The sequence below is a fragment of the Paenibacillus sp. FSL W8-0187 genome, from assembly GCF_037969755.1.
GTDB lineage: Bacteria > Bacillota > Bacilli > Paenibacillales > Paenibacillaceae > Paenibacillus_AQ.
This window is the reverse complement of sequence record NZ_CP150206.1, coordinates 1,611,859-1,635,522: the sequence shown is the minus strand read 5'-3', so window position 1 is coordinate 1,635,522 and position 23,664 is coordinate 1,611,859. Positions and strand designations below refer to the sequence as shown.

18 protein-coding genes are annotated in these 23,664 nt (G+C 49.7%); 11 read left to right on the top strand and 7 right to left on the bottom strand.

The features are described from left to right. Positions 1-131: 131 nt before the first annotated feature. From MKY48_RS07040 to MKY48_RS07015, 6 genes are all read left to right on the top strand, one after another. Positions 132-2,363: a helix-turn-helix domain-containing protein gene (locus MKY48_RS07040; protein ID WP_339292586.1), complete on the top strand. Its 2,232-nt coding sequence runs from the start codon at positions 132-134 to the stop codon at positions 2,361-2,363. Between the two features lie 355 nt (positions 2,364-2,718). After that, complete coding sequence (locus MKY48_RS07035) at positions 2,719-4,086, top strand: extracellular solute-binding protein (protein WP_339292585.1); 1,368 nt, start codon at positions 2,719-2,721, stop codon at positions 4,084-4,086. A 79-nt stretch (positions 4,087-4,165) separates the two neighbouring features. Next, positions 4,166-5,143, top strand: coding sequence for a sugar ABC transporter permease (locus MKY48_RS07030; protein ID WP_339292584.1), 978 nt, complete (start codon positions 4,166-4,168; stop codon positions 5,141-5,143). Further along, positions 5,140-5,979: a carbohydrate ABC transporter permease gene (locus MKY48_RS07025; protein ID WP_213645922.1), complete on the top strand. Its 840-nt coding sequence runs from the start codon at positions 5,140-5,142 to the stop codon at positions 5,977-5,979. Before MKY48_RS07030 ends, MKY48_RS07025 begins: the two co-directional genes overlap by 4 nt. 25 nt (positions 5,980-6,004) lie before the next feature. Continuing rightward, on the top strand, positions 6,005-7,009 hold the full coding sequence (locus MKY48_RS07020) for a Gfo/Idh/MocA family oxidoreductase (protein WP_098742368.1): 1,005 nt from the start codon (positions 6,005-6,007) through the stop codon (positions 7,007-7,009). Between the two features lies 1 nt (position 7,010). Beyond that, entirely contained in the window at positions 7,011-8,012 is a 1,002-nt protein-coding gene (locus MKY48_RS07015) for an aldose 1-epimerase (protein WP_339292583.1), read from the top strand. A gap of 145 nt (positions 8,013-8,157) precedes the next feature. Here the strand turns inward: MKY48_RS07015 and MKY48_RS07010 are convergent, their stop codons facing one another. The 3 genes from MKY48_RS07010 to MKY48_RS07000 are packed head-to-tail and all read right to left on the bottom strand — an operon-like array spanning position 8,158 to position 11,599. After that, complete coding sequence (locus MKY48_RS07010; protein WP_339292582.1) at positions 8,158-9,777, bottom strand: extracellular solute-binding protein; 1,620 nt, start codon at positions 9,775-9,777, stop codon at positions 8,158-8,160. A 33-nt stretch (positions 9,778-9,810) separates the two neighbouring features. Next, entirely contained in the window at positions 9,811-10,692 is an 882-nt protein-coding gene (locus MKY48_RS07005; protein ID WP_076322931.1) for a carbohydrate ABC transporter permease, read from the bottom strand. A gap of 16 nt (positions 10,693-10,708) precedes the next feature. Further along, positions 10,709-11,599 (bottom strand): ABC transporter permease subunit, encoded by an 891-nt coding sequence (locus MKY48_RS07000; protein WP_339293478.1) that lies wholly within the window; start codon positions 11,597-11,599, stop codon positions 10,709-10,711. A gap of 363 nt (positions 11,600-11,962) precedes the next feature. Between MKY48_RS07000 and MKY48_RS06995 the strand changes: the two genes are divergently transcribed. Continuing rightward, positions 11,963-14,227 (top strand): AraC family transcriptional regulator, encoded by a 2,265-nt coding sequence (locus tag MKY48_RS06995; RefSeq protein ID WP_339292581.1) that lies wholly within the window; start codon positions 11,963-11,965, stop codon positions 14,225-14,227. Between the two features lie 76 nt (positions 14,228-14,303). On the opposite strand, the gene MKY48_RS06990 is transcribed toward MKY48_RS06995, so the two are convergent. The 3 genes from MKY48_RS06990 to MKY48_RS06980 are packed head-to-tail and all read right to left on the bottom strand — an operon-like array spanning position 14,304 to position 17,520. Then, positions 14,304-15,275: a 2,3-diaminopropionate biosynthesis protein SbnB gene (locus MKY48_RS06990; protein ID WP_076322929.1), complete on the bottom strand. Its 972-nt coding sequence runs from the start codon at positions 15,273-15,275 to the stop codon at positions 14,304-14,306. Beyond that, positions 15,259-16,263, bottom strand: a complete 1,005-nt coding sequence (gene sbnA, locus MKY48_RS06985; protein WP_076322928.1) for a 2,3-diaminopropionate biosynthesis protein SbnA — start codon at positions 16,261-16,263, stop codon at positions 15,259-15,261. The genes MKY48_RS06990 and sbnA overlap by 17 nt, the downstream gene beginning before the upstream one ends. Before the next feature lie 9 nt (positions 16,264-16,272). Beyond that, entirely contained in the window at positions 16,273-17,520 is a 1,248-nt protein-coding gene (locus MKY48_RS06980; RefSeq protein WP_339292580.1) for a CoF synthetase, read from the bottom strand. 165 nt (positions 17,521-17,685) lie between these two features. Between MKY48_RS06980 and MKY48_RS06975 the strand changes: the two genes are divergently transcribed. Continuing rightward, entirely contained in the window at positions 17,686-18,471 is a 786-nt protein-coding gene (locus MKY48_RS06975) for a YheC/YheD family protein (RefSeq protein ID WP_339292579.1), read from the top strand. A gap of 151 nt (positions 18,472-18,622) precedes the next feature. Here the strand turns inward: MKY48_RS06975 and MKY48_RS06970 are convergent, their stop codons facing one another. Beyond that, entirely contained in the window at positions 18,623-19,816 is a 1,194-nt protein-coding gene (locus MKY48_RS06970) for an acyltransferase (protein WP_339292578.1), read from the bottom strand. A gap of 182 nt (positions 19,817-19,998) precedes the next feature. On the opposite strand from MKY48_RS06970, the gene MKY48_RS06965 reads away from it, so the two are divergent. The 3 genes from MKY48_RS06965 to MKY48_RS06955 all read left to right on the top strand — a co-directional run bounded on the left by MKY48_RS06965 (position 19,999) and on the right by MKY48_RS06955 (position 23,664). Beyond that, positions 19,999-20,931 (top strand): AraC family transcriptional regulator, encoded by a 933-nt coding sequence (locus MKY48_RS06965; protein ID WP_339271135.1) that lies wholly within the window; start codon positions 19,999-20,001, stop codon positions 20,929-20,931. 201 nt (positions 20,932-21,132) lie between these two features. After that, on the top strand, positions 21,133-22,440 hold the full coding sequence (locus tag MKY48_RS06960) for an ABC transporter substrate-binding protein (protein ID WP_339292577.1): 1,308 nt from the start codon (positions 21,133-21,135) through the stop codon (positions 22,438-22,440). 270 nt (positions 22,441-22,710) lie between these two features. Next, positions 22,711-23,664, top strand: coding sequence for a sugar ABC transporter permease (locus MKY48_RS06955; protein ID WP_339292576.1), 954 nt, complete (start codon positions 22,711-22,713; stop codon positions 23,662-23,664).

The following is a 23,664-nucleotide window of genomic DNA, read 5'->3' as shown; positions in this document are numbered from 1 at the left end:
TGATAAACTAACATAAAGAATTGCTATTTGTAACAAACACTTCACAAGAATAACAGCCGAAGATCAATTCATGACTATTCGAGGCCATAACGTGTGAATCGTTTATGTTTGCCTAGGAAAGAGGAACCAACATGAATCGTAACTGGTTTACGCGGATGCTCATGCTGTATATCCCTGTCTTTCTGATCGTCCCCGCCTTTTTATTTTTTGTCTTTTCCCAATCATTGAGCGAGAGCAACCGAAAGGATGCCGAGCGCTCCAATGCTTTCGTAACCCAACAAGCGATGCTGATGATTGATACGTCGTTGTCTTCGCTGGATCAGAAAATTTCGCTCGAGATGCTGCGTAATCGAAAGGTCATATCCTTTTTCTCCAGAAGCACGGAAAAGGATCTGCCCCTTCAGGTGGACGTGATGAATCTTTTGCGCGATTTAAAAATGACCAACCCCCTGATTCATTCCATCTATATGGTTCAAGCGGATCATAATCAAGTCCTCAATGAAAGCACGAGCTATCCCTTGGATCAATATGCCGATAACGCCTTCATTCGCTCCAAGCTGGAAACACCCAACAGCCATTGGTCGGATATCAGATCATACAAGGAGCTGCCCTCCGACAAAGGAGTGCCGGTCGTTTCACTGACGCGCAGCGTTTCCATCTTCTCGAAGCATCATGGGCTAATCGTCGTTAATGTAAGCGCTGACGCCTTGCAGGGAATGCTTCTTCAAATGCACGATCCGTCATCCCGCATACTAAGCCTGTATGATACCCAAGGGAACAGCTTATTTGATATGACAAAATCGAAGACTTCTGTAAGCAAGCCTGTAACCAACAACGGCGCCCTTCAGTCAGAAGCGAATTCCGAGTATACGGGCTGGCGCATCGTTAGCAGCGTTCAAAGGGCGGATACCTTCAATTTCATCATTAGCTTATCAAATATATGGTTTATTGCCGGTTTGCTTCTATGTGCCGTTTCGGTTGCCTGGATCGTCTACGTGACGCTGCAAAATTACAGACCCATTCAGCGCCTGGTCAACCAGCTGCAGCAGCTATCCTCCAAGGATGACGTCCCGGAGGAAATCCATAAAAACGAATTTACGTTCATCAATTCCAAATTGCAAAATATGATTGATCAGAATAAAAGGTTCCAGTTTCAGTTCGAGGAGGACTTGAAGGCTCAGCAAAATTTTTTCATGTACGAGCTGCTGGAAGGGACGCGCTCTTTCGATCTGAAGGAATGGGAGAAGGAAGCAGCCAAGCACGGCCTGCCTGTGCTGTTTGGCAAGCCATTGGTTTTTGTCCTGGAAATTGATCATCGTTCAGAGTGGAGCGCCAACTACGGTCAGAAGCAGCATCGCTCCCAGCAAAAAGCCATTGAAACGATCATCCTGGAAGCGGCGTCGGATCACGCCTGCGAGGTAAAGCTTCTGTGGGTGTCCTTGCACCAGCTTGCTTGCATTTTGGTCATATCGCCACAAGCGGAGAAACAGGGATTCGAGGCACTCTCCTTCACCGAAGAATGCCAGCGCCGATTTGCCGATGCCTTATCGTTCACCGTATCCGTCGGCATCGGGGAGCCGGTTGAGCATCCGGATAATCTGCATGATTCCTATCACGAGGCATTGGATGCGCTGCAAACGAAGCCCGTAAACCGAAGTGCCATGATCATTCCTTATTCGTCCGATGCCTTGTCGAAGGATCACAGCTTTCATTATTTTCAACAGGTCGACCGGATCGTTGACGCCTTCCAACTGCAAGAAGTCAAGTGGAAGACACAGATGCAGGCGCTCTTTCAGAATATGCTGGAAGAAGGCATATCCCGACGGGGCGCAAGCAGCGTACTGCATTACCTGACGTACCATTTGAACAAGACGGCTTCCAGTATGAATGACGAATACTACCTGCTCTGGAAAACGGAAACGATGCCGGCACTCGACCGGGTTCAGAAAGAAATCGACCTGCCGGAAGATTGGACGCAGATGGTGCTCCAGCTTCTGGAGCAATTTGCCCAACGGCTGGATAAGCAGCGGAATCTGCGAAGCCAGGGAAACCTCGTACAAGAGGTTAAGGCTTATATTGAAAAGCATTATACGAAAGCGGAACTATCTCTTGACTACTTGCAAGACAAATTCGGGATCAGCGGCAAATATCTGAGCAGATTATTCAAGGAAGAGTATGGCTTGAAATTTGTGGACTTTTTGATCGATTTGCGAATTCAGGAAGCGAAACGACTCCTTACGGAAAGCGCATTGTCTGTACAAGAAATTACGGAACGGGTCGGTTACAGCAGCCCGATATCATTCGCCAGGACTTTCAAAAAAATTACCGGCGTACCCCCAATGGATTATCGTAAAGGCAAATAAAACGGCGCAGACCCCGATATCAAACGAAGCCGAGGAGGACATAAAAGTCTCCCTCGGCCTTCTCCCGTTTATGTCTTGGTTGCTCCTACCCGCGCAGTGATGCCCTTCACTGCAAAGTAGAAAATAGTTTCTCGTAGAGAAAAGTTTTTTGTGATTAATATTACATACAATTTCCAGTGTTATTTAAATTGCCATCGCGGTAACGTTTACACTAACACTGTATTCACCTTTCGGTTTGTTTTACGAAAAGTGTTTGTTGTCCTGACTTGGCACCAGGTGTTTTTATTAAGGGCATAGGAACGGCGCCTCACCGCGCTTTCCACAATACTAAAAAGCCAGAAGGGGATGAACTAGCATGGTAGACAAGAACAGAAAGAAAAAGGGATGGACGGCTCTTATCGCTGCAGTCCTTACGTTATCAACCGTATTAAGCGCATGCTCGGGTGGTAAAGACCCGGCATCGGCAAGCAACGACCCGTCCGAAGGTGATCAAATTACGATCTCGTTCGAGACGTCGGTGTATGCGGAAGAACCTCATAAGAAGGCAATCGATGCGCTCATTGCCAAATACAATGAATCCCACCCTAACGTCACCATCAAAGTTCACGGCACAGACTACGAGAATTACTGGGATAAACTGACCACGGAGATTCTGGCAGGTACACAGGGGGACATCGTTCAGGTATACCCTGAGAATATTGCCACCTATAATGCGCTGCAGAGCGGCGGCACTTTCGTGAATCTCGACGAAAAGATTCAAGCGAGCGGACTTGAGGACAAGCTTGTCGGACAGGAATTGAGCAAGGTCGACGGCTCCTATTATGCGCTGTCCAATTACGCATGGGGATCAACCGGCATTTTCTACAGCAAATCGATGTTCGAAGCGGCCGGAATTGATCCTGCCTCCATTCAAACGATGGACGACTTCAAAGAAGCCGCCATTCAACTTGGCGGTGTTAAAGACGGGCAATACGGGTTCTCCAGCGTCATCGGCACGCATCCCTTTATCGCCTCGGAATGGTACAGGCTGCTCGCTCGTCCGGTATCAGGAGGAATTTACTTCCCAGACGGCGAGGCAGGCCCTTACGAAGCCGACCGGATTAATGTCAACTCGGCACCGAACGTTTGGGCAGCGGAGTGGTGGCAGGATCTAATCAAGAACCCGCAGGCAACGCCTCCAGGAACCCGCGACAAGAAGGTCAGCCGCGAGATGTTCTGGAATGGGCAAGCCGGCATGATGATGGATGGCCCCTGGTTTATCGGCATGACCAAAGAACGCGATGAAGCTTTAATGGACGACCTTGGGCTCATTCCGCAGCCTTCCGTCGTATACGAAGGCCAAACCTATAAACCGAACCCGCACAATTACCCGATCGTATCGATGATTTCCAAAGACAGCAAGCATCCTGATGAAGCTTGGGAGTTCCTTGAATGGATGACATCCCAAGAGGCGCAGCAGATTATCGCCGGCTCCGGCATGATTCCGAGCAGCAAGGAATATGCCGAATCCGAAGAATACAAATCGGAGAATCCGCTGGCTGCCCAATTCTTCGATTTCCAGGAGAATGTATATGCGCCGGCCGTTATGGACCCGCCAATTCCCGAACTCGGCTCCCTCTCCCAAATCCTGATCAATGCCGCGCAGGAAATGTTTGTTGGCATGAAAGACGCCAAGACAGCGCTGGACAGTGCAGCTGAGCAAATGAAGGACACGATGCATTAAAAAACATTCGGATGATCAAACGTTTGAAGCCGCCTGGCTTCATGGCCGGGCGGCACTTACATCATAAGGAGGTAGGGGAATGAATCCAACGCGAACGGATGCGACAAGCAGGCAAACTCCCTTGCCATTGAAAAGACCATCGAGGGCAAAGCGTTTATGGCTAGAGGAAAAACGACATTTCAAAAAAAATATAGCCGCATATTTATTTATTGCACCGCTGGTCATTACCGTTGCTCTTGTGCTCCTCTATCCGATTCTGAAATCGGCGCTGATGAGCGTGCAGTACTGGAAGGTTGCCAAACCGATTGCCGAAGGCAATCCCTTTGTAGGATTGGACAACTATACAGCCGCGATCCAGTCGGGGAACTTCCTGAAATCGTTAGGCATTACCTTTCTATATATTATCGTGACGGTGGCTCTGCGTTTCCTGCTCGGAATCGGTACTGCTGTCCTGCTGAATATTCCCTTCAAGGGCCGAGGGCTTGTAAGAGCACTGGTGATCATCCCATGGGCCGTACCTGAAGTCGTTGCATGTCTCGTATTTATTCTGATGTATGATTACCAATTCGGCGTGATCAATGATCTGCTGCTGAAGCTCAACCTGTTGGCCAATCCGGTCGCTTTCCTCGGCGAAGCCGACACCGCGCTCTGGGCAGCCATGTTCGTCAATGTATGGAAGGGCTTCCCGTTCGCGGCCATCATGCTGCTGGCCGGTTTGCAAAGCATATCCAAAAGCTTGTACGAAGCAGCGGAAATCGACGGTGCCTCGAAATGGCGCCAGTTTCTCAGCATCACCTTCCCGATGTTGAAGCCCGTATCCGTCATCGTGTTCCTGCTGCTTATCATCTGGACCATTAAGGATTTCGGCATCGTATACGTCCTCACCGGGGGCGGACCGAGCCGGGTAACCGAAATACTGACCATCTTCATCTACAGGGCAGGCTTCAAATCGTTTGACTTCGGTCTGGCCTCCGCTGCAGGGATGATCCTGCTGGCGATCTCCATTGTGTTCACCGTCATGTACATGAAAGCGACGAAGGCTGGTGAAATGTCATGAGCAAAGGCCCAAACAAGATTCTAGTATATGTATGCGCTGTTTTTATTTCGTTGTTTGCCGTGTCTCCTTTTCTATGGATGATCTTGACTTCGTTGAAGCCTCAGGCCGAAATCTACAGCACGCCGCTGACGTACCTGCCACATGAACTTAATTGGAATGGTTACAAGGGAATGCTGAATCCCAATGCGGATGACAGCGCCAACTTTATGAAATGGTTCGGTAATACGGCGCTAGTCTCGCTGCTAACAACGGTGTTCTCCCTTGTCATCTCCGCTTTTGGCGGCTATGCGATGTCCCGTTTCGGCTTCCGGGGACGGATGTCGCTCGGATATATCATCTTGTTGACGCAGATGCTCCCCGGCTCACTGCTCATTATTCCGCTGTACCTTATCATGAAGGATTACAATCTGCTGAATTCCCATCTGGGTCTCGTAATCGCATATACCACGTTTGCAGTACCGTTCTGTACATGGATGCTAAAAGGCTACTTTGACAGCGTGTCCCAGTCCATCGACGAAGCTGCGAGCGTAGACGGCGCCAACCGATGGACAACCTTTATCCGGATCCTGCTTCCGCTCACGCTTCCCGGGCTCGTGGTAACCGGCGTCTTCTCCTTCTTAACCAGCTGGAACGAGTTTATGTTTGCACAGACGTTCATCAGCGATTACGACAAATGGACGCTGTCGGTCGGCATCGCCAGCTTTCAAGGACAGTATGTCGTCAACTGGGATTACCTCATGGCGGGCTCCGTCATAACCACACTTCCGATCGTGATTGCGTTCTGGCTGCTGCAGAAACATCTGGTCAGTGGAATGACAGCCGGAGCAGTTAAATAATTTAACCATTCGAGGAGGGTTCACAATGATAAAAATCGGAATCGTAGGCATGGGGATTCGCGGGAATATGTTCGCCGATACCCTTAGCCAAAATCCCTATGCGGAGTTGGCCGCGGTCAGCGATGCTTATGAAACAACACGAAACGCCAGCATGGATAAATACGGGGTTCCCGGTTATCTGCAGGTTGAAGATATGCTGGCAAGCGAGGCTTTGGACGCCATCGTTATTGCCACGCCGGATTTCCTGCATAAAGAGCCCGTTATGCTTGCAGCACGGCAAGGCATTCATATCATGGTTGAAAAACCCTTCTCCACCTCCGTCGAGGAAGCCGAGGACATGTACGCCGAGGTCGAGAAGGCGGGCATTAAGTGCCTCGTCGCATTCGAGAATCGCTGGAATTCTCCATTCGTTGCAGTTAAGGAAGCGGTCCAAAATGGTGACATAGGCAACATTCTGACCATCAACACCCGCTTAAATGACACCATCTACGTGCCCACCAAAATGCTGAAATGGGCCGGGGAATCAACACCCGGCTGGTTCCTTTTCCCTCATGCCACGGATATTGCCTTATGGCTGAAAAGCGGGGTTCTGCCGGTGAGCGTTTACGCGGTAGGCACGAAGAAGAAATTAGTCGCGATGGGGATCGACACCTACGATTCCATGCAAACGATCGTGTCCTTCGATGATGGCACGCACGCTACATTTACGACCAGCTGGGTGCTGCCCGAATCGATGCCGCTTATCTACGACTTCAAGGTCGAGATCATCGGCGAAGACGGGGCATTGTATGTCGATTTATCCGATCAAATGGTCCGTAAAGGCGGCAGCGTGTACAGTCATGTCCATACGCTCGGTACACCGATCAACGGCCAATATACTGCAGCACCCAATTATATGCTCCATTCCTTCGTCGATCATATCCGCCTGGATACGATGCCGGAATCTGGCGCAGCTGCCGGTTTGTTGAATACCAAGCTGGTGCATGCCATCCATCGCTCCGTCTTAAGCGGACAAGTAGAGCAGGTGTGACATGGAGACATGCCCAGCAGTTGAACGATGTACATTTCTTGACATGCCTGCAGTTAGGGCCGAGAATGATCGCTTATCCATGACGGTGGTTCCGGGCTGGGGGAGCAGCGTCATCTCGCTGCGGTGGAAACCATCCGACACGGAATTGCTGCGTATGCCGCCTTCCATGACGGAATATGAGCGGACACCCTTGTTATATGGCATTCCTGTTTTATTTCCGCCCAACCGGATCGAAAACGGGAGTTTTACTTTTGAAGGCCGGCCCTATCAATTCCGGATCAACGAGCCGAAGCATCATAATCATGCGCACGGGCTTGTTCATGACCAGGCATGGGAAGTCGGACGCTGCTGGACAAAAGGGAATCGGGCCGTGATCGAAACCGTGTTCTCTTCAAGAGGCCGTCCAACGATCCTGTCGCAATTTCCCCACGAGTTCACCATCCTTCTGCGTATGAGCATTGATGGGGCCTCGTTCAGGCAGACCGCGGAAATTCGCAATAAAAGCACAAGCTCTTTTCCATGGGGACTGGGATATCATACCACCTTCCGCTTTCCCTTCGGAAATGAATACGGTCAGGAACGCTGCACGCTGCAGGCCCCTGTCGGGAAACGATGGGTCCTTAATGACCGCGTGCTGCCGACCGGCGAGCTCGCCCATGATTTCCGCAGCAGAGGCTTACGGGATGGCATCTCCGTCAGTCAGTTTCCGCTCGATGATCTGTTCCTTGCCATGCCGGAAGACCGTAATGAAACCGTATTAACCGATTCGGCGGCAGGCCTCCGGGTTACATACCGTGCGGATGACGCATTCAAGCAATGGGTGCTGCACAATGGCGATGGAGCGAGCGGTTATCTATGCCCCGAGCCTTACACATGTGCTACCAATGCCTTCAACCTGGAACTGGATCCGGAAATCACCGGCATGCAGGTGCTGGAGCCCGGCAGAACCGCCCTGCTGTTCTGTACCATCCATGTAGAAGAACTCTGTTCCTCATCCGATTAAACCATAACAGAAGCGGTCCGTAAGCAAGGATGTTTCCTTGAACGGGCCGCTTCATCATGTAACCTGTTTCACCAATTATTTGGATTAGCAAAAGACGCGATACGGAACCCCCCGCACCGCGTCTTTCGATTGTCATATCTTCCGATTACTCCGCCTGGTAGCGGTCAAATGCAGCCTGGTAAACCTCCATATATCGGTCCATCCCCATCTTGTTGAGTGTATTCACATACTCTTCCCATTGGCTGAACGAGGCCGAACCATTCACGAATTTCGCTTCCATTTCCTTCACGTAATCCTCGATATCTTTACCGATCGAGGTCATGACGTCCATTTCCTCCAATGTAAAGTTAAAATTGTACAGGATCTCCTTCACGGCATACGGCTCTGCTTTTTCAGCAGCGGCCATTGCGTTAGGTCGTGTCTCCGAGGCTTTGAACCATCTCTCCCGCACAAATCCCGGATAGCTGCCCCCGAGCCAAGTGAAATACTTGGCCAACGCCTGATCCTGCGTTAATCCATTTGGATTTTCCGTAATTTCCTTCACATACTCCAGTTGACCCTCAGCGTTCTTCGTGTAAGTCTCGCCTTCTTTACCCATGAAATAGAACTGGGCTCCCTCATCCCCGTAGAAATAATCCATCCAGCGGATCGTTGCTTCCGGATTCGGGTTCTTATCAGTAATCGCAAATGCACCTACGTGAACCATCGGAACTTTGACATGAGAATAGAGTTGATCTCCATGCGGTCCCTTAAGCGCCCCGAGCCCGATGTATTCTTTTCGTCCCATCACCATCTCCGGATTCGGCACAATCGTGGCACCGAGCAGGCCCTCCTGCCCTTTCGCATTCAATGCGCCGCCCTCAATCGTGAAGATCTCTTTATCGAGCAGTCCCTCTTGGTGCAGCTTGTTTACGAACTGCAGCATTTCCTTATACTCCGGCAAGGCTTTGGTAAAGCGCAGTTTCCCTGTATCCGGATCTATGTCTACCAATTTATGGCCAAGTCCACTTGTACCAAGTCCCCAAGAGCCTTTCAAGTGATCGATGATTCCGGTAATGCCTGTTGAAGCGAATGGAATCTCATCATGCTTACCGTTACCGTTCAGATCGGTTTTCTGGACCGCCTTCAAATACGCATAGAATTCTTCGGTCGTCTGCGGCTCCTTCATCCCGAGCTGATCCAGCCACTCCTGATTAATCCATATCGGTGTACCAATCAACATGGAGAGCAGCGCAGGATCGTAGAAAGAAGGCAGGGAATAAATATTGCCGTCCGGCATCGTCAGCCCTTTTCGAATATCAGGGTATTGTTCCATCAGCTTTTTGAAATTCGGTGCATATTGATCGATCAGATCATTCAACGGTATAAATACTCCCTGCTCCCCATAACGGGTTAATTCTGCGGAGCTGACCCTTGCGGAGTAGAATACATCCGGATAGTCTCCACCTGCCAGTGCTAGGTTCCGCTTCTCTGTAAGGGTGTCGAATGGAATGAGGTTCCAGGTCACATTCACATTCGACATCTCTTGATAGGTTTTCCATACAAGCGTTTCCTCGAATTTGCTCCCGTTTGATGGCGACTTGCCCGTGAAGAACGTCAAGTTAAGGGGCTCGTTCACAATCGGCATGCCGGTCTCGTTAACATTGGCTTGCGGCGTCTCCCCCTTATCTGCTGCACCTTCGCCGCTTTTACTACCGCAGCCTGCCAGCAATCCGGCTGCCAGTACAGCTGCCAATGTAAGTGAAGTCCATTTTCTCATCACCATAAAATTCAATTCCTCCTCATGAAATATCCGTAATCAACCTTTAATTGCGCCAATCATAACACCCTTCACAAAATACTTTTGCAGGAACGGATACAGCAGCAGCATCGGCAGATTTGTCACAATGACCGCCGCATATTTGATCGCTTCCGCATCCATTAGACTTCGTGCCAGTGAATCATCACTGATATCAACCATCTCCTGCATTTGTCCCTGAACCAGAATTTCACGCAGGAACAGCTGCATCGGATAATTCGCACGGTCCGACAAATAGATCAGCGCACTAAAATACGAATTCCAGTGGCCCACTGCGTAGAACAAAACCATGACAGCTAATATCGGTCCGGATAATGGAAGCACAATCCGCAGCAGCACCCGCATGTTAGAGGCCCCATCGATAAACGCCGCCTCCTGCATTTCCTTCGGAATGGAGCTTTGGAAGAAGGTCCGCATGATGATAATGTTCCACACCGATACGGCCGAAGGGATAATGATGGCCCAAATCGTATCCAGCATCCCCAGTTCCTTCACCAGCAAGTAATTGGGAATCATCCCCCCGCTGAAGAACATGGTGAATACGATGATCGCCGTAAAAATGCCGCGGCCGTTAAAATCGGCTCTCGATAATGGATAAGCCGCTGCGATCGTCATCAGTACATTCAGCGCTGTGCCCGTCGTGGTATAGAGCAGCGTGTTTAGAAATCCCCGCATGAGCTCCGAATTGGCAAATAACCGTTCGTAGCCGACAAACGACAGTTCCTTCGGCCATAACCATACTTCCCCCCGCATCACTGTTTCCGGAGCGCTGATGGAAGCAATCAGAACAAAAAATAAAGGATACAGTACAAGGAGTGTAATAAAAGATAGTATAATGTAAATAAATACTCCGGCTATTCGTTCACTGCGGCTTTGCGGCATATGCCATCATTCCTCCTTACCATAGGCTGTTCTCGCTGACTTTTCGGGCAATCCGGTTTACGGTAATCAGCATGATAAAGTTGACGATGGAGTTAAACAGGCCGACCGCAGCCGAGAAGCTGTACTGGGCACCCAGTATACCGCTCCGGTATACGTTCGTGGCGATGACGTCGGACGCTTCCATATTGAGCGAATTTTGCATCAGGAAGATCTTCTCAAAGCCGACGCCAAGAACGGAACCGATGTTCAAAATGAGCAGAATGGTCATCGTTGGCGCGATCCCCGGCAGATTAATATGCCAGATTCGCCGGAGCCAGCCCGCACCATCCACCTTGGCCGCCTCATGCAGCTGCGGATCAATCCCGGCAAGTGCTGCCAAGTAGATAATTGAGCTCCAGCCCATGCCCTGCCACACGCCAGACCACACGTAGATGCTCTTGAACCAGGAGGGCTCCGTCATGAATGCGATCGGCTCTCCGCCGAAGGAGGTGATAATCGAATTGACTAGGCCGCTGACCGGCGACAGGAACATCATGATCATGCCAACGACGACCACCGTAGATAAGAAATGGGGTGCATAAGTTACGGTTTGTACAAATCGGCGGAACCGGCCCGATCTGGCTTCATTAATCATCAAGGCCAGGATAATTGGAATCGGAAATCCGACCACCAACTCATATAACCCGATACCCATCGTATTTTTAATAATCCTCCAAAAATAAAAGCTGTCAAAAAAGCGTTCAAAATGCTTGAAGCCCACCCATGGACTATCCATGATCCCTTTGTTCGCAATAAAATCCTTAAATGCAATCTGGACGCCATACATGGGTACATAATGAAATACAATGAAGTATAACAGAACTGGTGCAAATAAAGCGTAAAGCTGCCAGTTTCTGCGAACCTGCATCATCCAGCTTCGCCAAGCACTTTTCTTGCGAATGTTTGAATGCGCTTCCACGGTGTTAAGATGACGTTGTAAAATCGGCAATCCCCCCTCTTTCGTCTATGCGTCTTCGTGTGTCCCAAAGGTCCACGTCTGCATCATAAACGACCCGAACGCATAAGGGGTATTGACCATTTTAATGATGTCTCGCCTTTCATTGGATGACTGGGCAGAAGCGCCATTTTCCTAAAGCATTGCTTAAAATCTAAAATATTGACTATCCATTTTTTACGAACGATTAACACGAATCGGGCACAATCCTTAACACTTGTCCTATATAATGTTGTGAAACCTTGGACGTCAGAAAAATACAAAGGGGGGAAGGCTGTGAATTGGATCAGACATAAAAGCCGCAGTGTATTCTTTAAGATTTTTCTGAGCTTTCTGGCCATCATCGTGTTATTCGGATTGTTCTATATGGTCATCTTCCAGCTTTTTAAGACCAGCCTGCAAAAAGAAATCATCGACACCAGCCAGCAGGCCGTTCACGATACGGCGGAACGGTTCACCAATCAATTCAGCAGGCTTCAGGTGCTGATGTTTGATATATACAATCAATCCGAATTAATCGGCTTCAATAATCAGCTTCGCAACCAGGCGGGAAACGAAGTGAATTACTTGAAAGCCCGAGATGTGATGATGCAGATGCGGAGCGATATCTATAACCCGTTATTCTTTCTGGAGGATACCCTGATTTATCTCCGGGAGTTTGATTTTGTACTGAGCAAATCCGGAAGCGGCGATGCTTCCTATATGTTCAATCGTTCCTATGCAAGTTCGATGTATCCTTATTCATTCTGGAGCAGCTACGAAGGCCATCAGGAGTCCTTCAAACTCCTCCCTGCATCAACCTATCGAATCAACAACGATTTGTCCGAGAAAAAACTGATGCCCTTTGTCTATAAACAGCCGGATAGTCCTTATGAGGTCATTGCCCTCATCGATATCGACAAGGCTGCCCAGTCCTTCTTCGGCGAGTCGGTTGATCGTGCACTCGCCATTCTGAATGCCGAAGGCCAAGTGCTGTATACGCTAGGCTCCATGAACCAAGATCAGCTTCCGTCGTTTGAAGCCGGACAGAAAGCCGTGCTGAAGGATGGAACCTACTATTTTGCCGAAGCCGGATCCGACGGACTGACCTATGTCTCGGCCGTACCTTACAGCCATGTCTCTTCTCAGTTGAGCCGGTTAACCGGCGGTTTGCTGCTCATCTTCTGCCTGTCGCTTGGCGTGGCCCTTGCCGCTTCCTATTTCCTCAGCCGCAGATTGCATAAGCCCGTGAAGCAGATTCTAACCACCGTGCTGAACAGAGCCAACAGTACATCCATGCCGGAATCCGGCAGCATCACGGAATACGATCTGATCCAGAACCGTATTCAAGAGCTGTTCCGGGAGAAGGAAGAAATACGGGAGCGCATGAACAAGCATAAATCGGTTCTAACCAGTTACTCTTATATCAGTCAGTTGAAGAGCATCAATACCGATATCAGCGAGTGGGAGGACTTCCTGTCGGATGACGGAAGCTTTATCGTGGTTCTGTATCACATCCGTTTCCGGATGAATCCGGTTTATGAGCTCCCCCTCCAGACCGATCAGGCTGTCCGCCATATCCTGGAGCATATTCATCTGATCACGGCTGAGCGCTATCCGGGGTCTCATACGTTCCAGATCGAAAAGAACGAGATTGTATCTATCTTTAAACGGGAGGAAGCCGCCCGCCTGGAGGATCTTCTGCTGGAAATCAAGGACATGTTAAACGAGGAAAAGGAATTGTTCCTGGTCACCATCGCCGTCAGTTCCCAGGTGAGCCATTCGTCCGAATTCAATCAAGCCTACCATCAGGTCAAAGGACTGGCCGCGCAGGCACAGCTCCTGGAAGAATCCCAGATGGTAACCAAGCAGCGGGTTCTTCCAACCACCGTCAATCTGAGCCCGCCACAGGAAAAAGGACTGCTGGACGCCCTGCAATCCGGCAGCGACAGCCGCTCCTTGCAGATCATCGACCAGGCGCTCGAAGCAATGCAGCGTAAGGAGGCGGGCATCGCGCAATTTCGTTTCTTCGCCGATTCGGTCGCTTCCAAGATTCTAAGCTATATGGAGATGGCCCAGATAGATAAAACTTCTGTCCAATCCTTGAAGCGGTGGAGCGCAAGGCTGGCAGAATGTCATTGTTTATCTGATTACCAGGGGGTATTCCGTCAGCTCGTCGAAGCCTCCTGCGCCCTCATTCGCAAGAAAAAGGATACCGGCGACGAGCCGCTCATCGCCATGTTCATGAACATCATCCATAACCAGTATGCCGATGATCTGTCTCTCGACTATTTGTCAGCCAAGCTGAACTTGTCGAGCGCCTACCTCTCCGTCTATATCAAGGAGAAGACCGGTCTTAACTTCAGTGATCATCTGCTTGGCATCCGCATGAACAAAGCGAAGGAACTGCTGGCGTGCACAGACTTGACCGTTAATGAGATCAGCCAGCGTGTCGGCTATCTCAACATTACTTCCTTCAACCGGACGTTCAAGAAGGCCACCGGCATAACGCCGGGCGCTTACCGCCGGCAGCATGTGGTGCAGACCCATGCGAGCGGTTAAAGGTCTATCTTAACAACAGGGCCCTTCGTTCCGCTATACAGCGGAACGAAGGGCCCTGTTATTCTAATATGGATCGCTATCCTTTATCCAACCCGATGCCTTTCCCAAATCGCTTAGCTTCGTGATAATAGTAACTGGCTATGCCAATATCGAATACCGCTAACCCCATAGGGTTGAAGAAAACCGTTTCATGATCGTCGTAAGCCGCCAGGCCGTCACGACATAGAATATCTGAAAGCGTCAGGACGTCGGATTCCTGCAATCCCGTCATCAGATGCAGTTGTTCCACATCCGTGTTCTCACGGCAAACCTCCATCCATTCATCGACAACAATGGCCTTGACCCCGGCTACGCTGTCTGTTGTATAATCCCGCAGCGACACATTGAGAAGCAGCATCCCCTTCGATGGCTTCTCATTGATATATCGCTCTTCCGAGACGGTGCATGTGGCAAGAACATCGGCGTTTCGGTAGACAGGCTGCCAAGTATCCGCAATATCTGTGATGTTCCGAACCTCCTCAGGAACGGTTGCCGGATCGATGCCTTTGAGATCGTATAGATGCACACGTTCCAAGCGATCCCCCAGCAGCGCCCTGCACATCGCGAGGTGCATCTGCCCGACTGGCCCCCAGCCAATGATACCAATCCGTACGCTCTCGAGCCGCCTGGCTTCAATGAAGGCTTTCAGCATTAACCCGCTTACCGCGGCTGTCCTCAAACCATTCAGCAATCCGCTATATATGACAGCCACGGGCTCACCGGTCAAAGGATGATTAAGGATTATCGTGTTATGCGCTCTCGGCAGACCATGCAGGCTATTGCCCGGGAAGCTTGCGATCCACTTGATGCCGGACATATTTACATTTCCTCCAACAAAAGCTGGCATGGCAATGATTCGATTCTCGGGGGCGCGAAAGCGTAAATACGGCTTTAGCGGATGAACGCAGTCCCCGTTCTCTTTGATCCTGATGATTTCATCTATCTTTTGAATCAGCGTTGACCAATCCATCCCGATTTCACGTATGTGTCCGTCATGTAAATAAATCATGATCTATCCTCCAAAGAGAAAGAACCGGGTCCACACCAAACTCCTGCTGTACCCATATATCGTTATACACCGTGTCCAAATACCTTTCACCGCGATCAGGTAAAATTACCGCACATAACGCTCCTTCAGGGATGCTGCCCGACATCCGCTGGACTGCTGAGATAACCCCGCCAGATGAAGCGCCGGCGAGAATCGACTCGTACCGAACCAGATCCCGGCAGCCCCGTATGCAATCTAGGTCCGACACGTACTCTACGCGGTCCGCTATATCCTCGTGGTATAAAGTCGGCGTTATGCCGGCACCTAGTCCAGGCAATTTCCGCGGACCTTTCTCTCCTCCAAAAATAACGCTTCCCTTTGCATCTACAGCCACAACTTGGGTAGACCACTGCCGATCCGCAATATACTCTCTGCATCCCCGGATCGTGCCGCATGAGCTAGCCCCGCAAAACAAATAATCAATCTCACCCAACCGTTCAGCGATTTCCTGCATGGTGGTTTCTTTATGGGCCAAATAGTTGTCCGGATTACCGTATTGATTGGTCCAGTAAGCATTAGGCATACGGTGAACCAGTTCATTAACCCTTCTTATTCGTGCAGGCAGAAATTCACCGGTTTCCTTGTCGGGCTCCGTGACCAGTTCAAGTTCCCCGCCAAAACTGCGAATGATGCGGCGATGCTGATCGGTTGTGCGCGGATCAATGACACAGATGAAACGCAGCCCCAAGTAGTTGCAGAGTTGTGCCAGGCTGATGCCTAGATTGCCTGAGCTGGATTCAATGACGACCGTGCTCGGCGTGATCTCGCCGCGGCGCATGGCCTCCCGAAGCATATGAAGCGCCGGTCGATCCTTGGTGCTTCCTCCGGGATTCATCCACTCCAGTTTTCCGTATACATCAAACGAACGGTTGTTAAACAATCGACTAAGGCGGATTAATGGAGTGACACCGATCACGCCTGCAATCCCGTCTTGAAGTTCCAAGGTCATTCTCCTTATTTACTCGTACCATATTTTTTTATGTTTAACCGATGTCTTACCTGCTCCTGGCTCACCATCTCCGCGAATCACCTGGATTTCGCCAAGGATTCCGGACTGTATCATCGTACCGATCTCGGGAATCTGCTGCTCGATATCATGCTTGATCCTCTGTAATATCGCTTGCTCTGCCGTGGAATGGAATATATACACGATCAAGGCGTTATGAGCCACCTTCACCTGAACGCTGCCCGCATGCAGATGGCGCAAGGCGACATTTTCAATATCATAGATGCTGATCTTCTCTCCATGCTTCAGATCTGGTCCGATTCGCTTAACGATGCTGCTAAAGCTTTGACGGAGTCTTCCATCCACCATCATTGGGCGCAAATCGCGCACTACGTCGTAGGTGACATAGCGAATGGCGGGAAACGCTTCCCGATAACCCGATGTCAGGACGAGCACGGATTCCTCCGGATTGGCAAGCGGTTCGAGATCAGCGTCCAGTTGCTCCGGGCGTACTCCCTCGGCAAGCAGTCCGTCCGTCAGAAGATATCGCCCGTGTTCATGGGAGTAATAAGCAATCGTGCCAATCTCGATGGAACCGTACGTATCCGTAATATGGTCTGCACCGATTCCGAGCCGTTTGGCGGTAAGCTGAATCCAGGCAGGGGAAGCCATTTCGCCAACCAGTATGACGTGACGGATGCCATATACGGTCGCGTCAATCGAAGCGTTCAGGATGCGATCCAGTATCGACGGCATCGTATATAGCACCTCCGGCTTGCACAGTGCGAGCCGCTCAAGATGCTGCTCAATCGGCGCCTGAAAGGGGATCGATTCGGCGTTCATACCTAAGCGGCGGAACACCTCGATCGACGTTGCCTCCGCGTGCCCGGTACCCATATCCGCAATAGCCGATCGATATTGGCCGGACCCAAGAATCTGCCGGTACACCTGGAGCTTAAACCGAATATAATCCTCTTCATCGGCTTCAGAATAATAGATCGCTTTACGCCGACCCGAACTCGTGCCGGAAGTACGATAATAATGAACATCACTTCGAGCTGCCAACGGATTGTCGTCCGTATAGTATAACTCCTCCAGCACGGTGTGCGTCATCAGCGGTAGATGCTCCAGTTCTAACCTCGGCTCCTGAGCCATCTCATCGAGCGCTCTTCCGATGCTCCCCCGTACCCAGCCCTCATACCATGGCATATAACGACGCGAGCGGACCAAGGCTTGCTGCAGAATGTTGGAATCCCGCACTTCGCTTCCCCCTTCGACAGATTGGAGTCCACTACCCCTGACTATAGTCTATGTCGCTTCCTTCATTTCGTTCGATTCCCCCTATAGAAAAAAAACTGCACGGTTACACTTTGACCGCCAGCTTCGTACAATAACACCATATCTTCCTGAAATGAGGCACATCTTATGAAAACCTCCCGATTCACGGTGAAGAGCAAGTGGACCAAAACAAAACTTCTGCAAAGCCAACAAGAGTTGGCGAAGCTGGTTCCACCCACCCAGCTGTTTTCACGGAACCATCTGTTTGACATGCTGGAGCGCTACGGCATGGTATATGTGAAACCCGATGCTGGTTCACAAGGTAAAGGGGTCATGCGCGTGGAGAAGAAGGGCTCGGCATATCAGTATCAAAACGGCATAAGAACGTTGACTTGTCGTTCTTATCGAGAACTGTACCGATCATTGAGTAAACAAATAGACAGCAAGCGCTATCTGATCCAGAGAGGAATACATTTGCTGACATATGATCATCGCCCTTTCGACCTTCGTGTCATGATTCAAAGAAACCCGGAGGGGGAATGGGAGGCTACCGGAACGGTTGGACGTGTCGCCCATCCGAGAAAAGCGGTTACCAACGGCAGCCAAGGCGGTACGATTTATGCCGCAGACCGACTTATTCGCGCAAGTGCAGATGATGCGAAGACAGACGAACTCCTTCAAGAGATTGACCGTATTGCCTTGGCAGTGGCTGCTGCCATGAGCCATACTTATCCTGCATTGAACGAATTGGGACTCGACCTCGCAGTAGATCGCGACCTTACGCTCTGGATACTGGAAGTGAACACGCTCCCTGATCCATGCCCCTTCACCAAACTTAAACAGAAGGACACCATTAAAAGAATCGTGTCCTATGGAAAAGCGTACGGGCGCTACTATCCCTTGAACTGTAAAAAATCGAAGCAGGGTATGTAAGACATATTCATTTCATGTAAGGAGGAATAGCAAAAACCTTCGGTTACCGCAGCCTGCCGAGCCTGGGATTAGGAAATGCCCAAACTCTATCGGCCGCGGTCCAGAAGGTTTTTTCTCATGCATAAATGGGCTTATTTGATATCCTTAGTCTTTAGTCTGCCTTTACGGATTTCTCATGAGGGACATGGGCGTTGAGCGCTCTCCTCTTCCGGCTGGCAAGCCATTTCTTACTCCAGCGCGACAGCAAAGATAAGACGTTAACGTCCACCAGCCGGTAGAATACATGGGCAGCGCCAAAGATCACCGGAACCGTGATTAGACTCGTCACGATTACATTCCACCCATAGGAGAGAAATGTGCTGAACAGAAGAAATAGATGGCATCCCAGTGTACAAATGATCGTGAAGTGCACTAGATAGAGCGAGAACGATATCTTTCCCAGATAGGCAAATAACTTATGATGAAACAACGCTTGCAGCCATCTCGAATTCAGCAGGGCTATCAGAATCAGAAACGACCCGATCACATGATAAAATGCAAAAAATTCGAATCCATCCGATTCCCACACGAGAATAGAATAGATTGTTCCCTCCGGATCCAAGTATGGATAGGAGCCAAGATAAATGCCAACCGTGATCCATATGAAGGTCATCCATGGTGCATTGAAGTAAGACAGCCAATCCCGGTCATTATGCTTCAAGTCTGCGAGCAGCATCCCCAGCATGAATCCCAGGTAGTAAGAATCGTTGAAGACGTAGATCAGGAGAACATATGCAGTATAACGGATCACCCGTCTCCCACACAGGACAAGAAACCCAAAAATCAGAAACGATCCGAACAGCTCATATGTCATGGTCCAGAGTACAGGATTATACTGCGATCCATACGTGAAAAAGGTATGAAACAAGCCTTCCTTCAGCATGACCAGCAGATTGTCGCTAGCCATAAACGGATCGGGCATCGAAGATAACGTCATTCCGCGTATTTTGTCGTATGCTCCGAGATCCAACACGATGATCAGATAAGCAAGGAAGACGGATACCAAGGCGGGTGCGGCCAAACGAAAATAGCGGCGTATGGCAGACGAATAAATGATGAGCCTGTCCCCGGTTTGAAAAAAACGATAGCTGAGCACATATCCGCTCAACACAAAAAATAGACAGACGGAAAAGTTGCCGTTAAACAGCAGATTGAACGGTGTTCGCGCGGCAATCCCCTCGAAAGCGAAATGCTCGATCTCCTTCCTCCCCTCAAAAACAGACGGTGCAAACACCTGAAAAAAATGAGACACAACCACAATCAAGGCAGCTAAACCTCTCAAACCATCCAAATATACAATTTTCATAACAACCCCACATTCCCCTAGAAATAGGATGTTTGCGAATGCGAAACATATTTCAAAGGGCAGGAAGAGGAATGCTGTACACGATTCGTTTTTCAGGGATAATCATCTTTAAGAAAATGGCTGACTCATAAACTGAAAGCGTTTTCTTAAATCAAAGGAAATCAATAGGGGAGGGTAAAACATTGAGTATTTATTGGAGTCAGGTTGATATTGAAGAACTAACGGGATCAGGTGTCGTTTATTTTAACTCAAAGATGGAAATGTTGGAAGGTCTTCCGTGCAAAATGTATAAATTGACCTATCAACAGAGCTTGTGGACGCATTGTCATGATTATTTTCAGATTTGGTATGTGGCGAAAGGAGCATTCCAACACACCGTTAATCAACAGGCGTACAAGATCTCCAAGGGCGATATTTTTGTTATACCTCCGTTTACCCTGCACAGCGTCAGCATTTCACCCGATGAGGACATCGAGATTTACGGATGCGAGTTTATGCCAGCCTTCGTGAACGAGAGATTTCAGGAAATGCCAACAGATCATACTTTTTTCGATGTGGGGTTTCTGGAATACTTTCTGCGCAAGGAAATGAACGCCCAATCCAAAATAACGCTGGACAGCGTTACCGACGTAACGGTCCAAAATGTCTTGAAGGACATGCTGATTGAATACGAGAGACGAACCCCTTTTTTTCAAATCTCGCTCAAAGCGAAACTGCTTGTCCTCCTCTCGATTCTGGTACGGCAGGTCAACGGTGAACTGCTCAGAGAAGGGTTCGAGAAATCAGAGAAATACCGGGGAATCATGACAAGAGTCGTTGATCATATCCATAACCACTACCAGGAAGATATGAATCTGAATGATCTATGCACCCTATCAAATTTATCAAGGTCCACGTTCTGCATCCTCTTCAAAGAATGGACAGGCAAAACATTCAACCGGTATCTCACCGACCTGAGGATTCTGCAGGCCATGATGATGCTGAAGCAGCCGGAGTTAACCGTTACGGATGTTTGCTACTCCACCGGATTTAATGAACTCTCCTATTTTTGCAGAATCTTCAAAAAATACACGGGCATCTCCCCCACCGACTTTCGTAAACAAGCGATCAAATAGAACGTTCAATGCCATACGATAATCCTATTTTTGAACACGATAGTGAAATGAAATGATTTTTTTACATGCTACGATATCCATAATTCTTACAAATAACTGGATCAGGGCCGGTTGTTTAGTCAACTGTTTTGGGGAGGGAATTGATAGAACTTTGATTACGATTACACGATTGTACACGATTGCTCAAGGGGAGGAAGAGGAATGAAGAAGAAACATTTGATATGGAGTCTTATTCTATTGTTCTCTATCGCAACAGGATGCTCTGGCGGTAATCCGTCGCAATCGGGCAGTGATGCTGGTGACAAGCCATCCGATAATCCGCCTGCCCAGGATGCCGTTACACTCGACTTCTGGTACGGATGGACCGGACCGGAAGCGGAAGCGCTGGAACGATTGATTGCCAAGTGGAACTCGGCCAATCCCGACATTCAAGTAAAAGGCCTATCCCAAAGCGACTATCAGAAACAGCTTACCGCGATTACCGGGGGCAATCCTCCGGACATCGCATCCCAATTCGGACAGAATGTCGTGCCATGGGGGCTGCGCGGCGCCATGATGCCGCTGGATGATTATATAACGAAGGACGGCTTGGATCTTAAAGACTTCGTGCCGGCTGCCCTAAGCACTTCCCAGCATGAGGGCAGGACGTATGCGATCCCGACGGCCATGCATGTATCCATGCTGTTCTACAACAAGGATATTTTGCAGGAAGCCGGTTATGACGGTCCACCGGAAACGATAAGCGAGCTTAAAGAATATATCAAAAAGCTGAGCATCGTCGAGGATGGCGGGCGCCTCCAGCGACTCGGATTGTGGCCCGGAATGGATGCGTATACGTTCAGCTATGCCTTTAACGGATCGTTTTATGATGAATCGGCGCAGCAGGTGACGCCGGACCATCCCGGGATCCAATCAGCGATTAAGCTCTCGAAGGAGATCTGGGATCAATACGGTTCCGATAATCTGGATCGATTCTCTTCTGGGCTTGGCCAATACATGTCAGCACAGAATCCGTTCTTCTCGGGCAAGTATGCGATGACGATCGATGGAGAGTGGCTGCCCACCTTCATCAAACAATACTCGCCTGATCTGAATTACGGAATTGCCCCGATTCCTTATGATGAGAACAACCCGGAACTTCAAAACTCCGGAAATGTGACTACCAGCGTATTCTATATCCCAAAAGGCGTCAAAAACCCGGACGCTTCCTGGAAATTCATTAAATGGATGACCGAACCGGAGCAAATGGCCGAATTTACGGCCGCCCTTGGGAATCTCCCAACGAGAAACTCTGCTTTCTCCAATCCACTCTATGAAGATGTGCCCGGATTCAAGGAATTCCTCGACTATTCGGGAAGCGAAAACCTGAGGTCCTTCCCGGCTTCCTCCTACGCGAACGAATACATGACGGAGTTCAGCGCGCAATATGATGCTATCCTCCGAGGTACCGTCAGCATGGAGGAAGGCTTGGACAAGGTAAAGGCAAAGATTCAGCCACTGGTGAAATGATGAGCTAAGCAGGCTCTGTCCAATGCAGCGATGCATTGGGCGGGGGTGCATACTAAATACTTAAAGTGCGTGTTCAAAAAGGTCGATTTTCAGCACCGAGAAGGTTGGATGAAGCTAGGGACGTCAGGAGCGGAGCGTACGTTTTGGGTACGTGAGCACCGGAGGGCCCGGCTGAATTCAAGATTCGATGCCGAGCTGCTTCCTGATTCGCTTCGTGATCAAAAGCGGACTTTTTGAACAACCTCTTAAAGCGGAAGGAGAATCGCGAAGATGAAGGTCTCCACAGCAGCGAATCAACGAAAACCCATATCAGGCTGGTCCAGGAAGGAGCGTCATTATGTATATCTTGGCCTGGCGTTCGCCTCTCCTTGGATTATCGGCTTTCTGGCTTTTACGGTCTATCCGTTCTTCGGTTCGCTCTATCTGAGTCTGACCGAATACGATTTATTCAGCCCTCCCAAGTGGGTAGGGCTTCAGAATTACGAGCAAATTTTTGCGGATGACCGCTTCTATAAGTCGCTCGGTAACACCTTTTTTATGGCGTTCATATCCGTGCCGATCACGCTGGCCGTCTCTCTGCTGATTGCCGTGATGCTCAATTTCAAAGTAAAGGGGATCAATTATTACCGCACCATCTTCTACCTTCCATCCGTAATACCGATCGTTGCAAGCGCTCTATTGTGGACATGGATGCTGAACCCCGACTTCGGTTTGGTTAACATGGCACTTCGCACTCTCGGTTTAACGGACCCGGCGTGGCTGCTGGATCCCCGGTACACAAAACCGTCTCTTATCCTGATGAGCCTGTGGGGCTCGGGTGCGGGCGCATTAATCTTCCTGGCCGCCCTCCAGGGCGTGCCGAGGCAATATTATGAAGCGGCTCAGGTGGACGGAGCGAACTGGTGGTACCGGTTCTGGAAGATTACGGTCCCTGCCCTGTCCCCGATCATTCTTTTTCAGCTCATCATGGGTTTAATCGGAGCCTTTCAAATTTTTACGGAGTCTTATATTCTGGCAGGAGGCAAGGTGGATGGAAGCGGCTCTTTGGGCGGTCCGGAACAGTCTCTGCTGTTCTATGCGGTCAATCTGTATCAGGAAGCCTTTGTTTTTCTGAAAATGGGATATGCCTCGGCGCTTGCCTGGATTCTGTTTATTATCGTATTGCTGATTACGTTCATCCTGTTAAAAACGTCAGGCCGCTGGGTCTATTACGGAGGTGAGTAA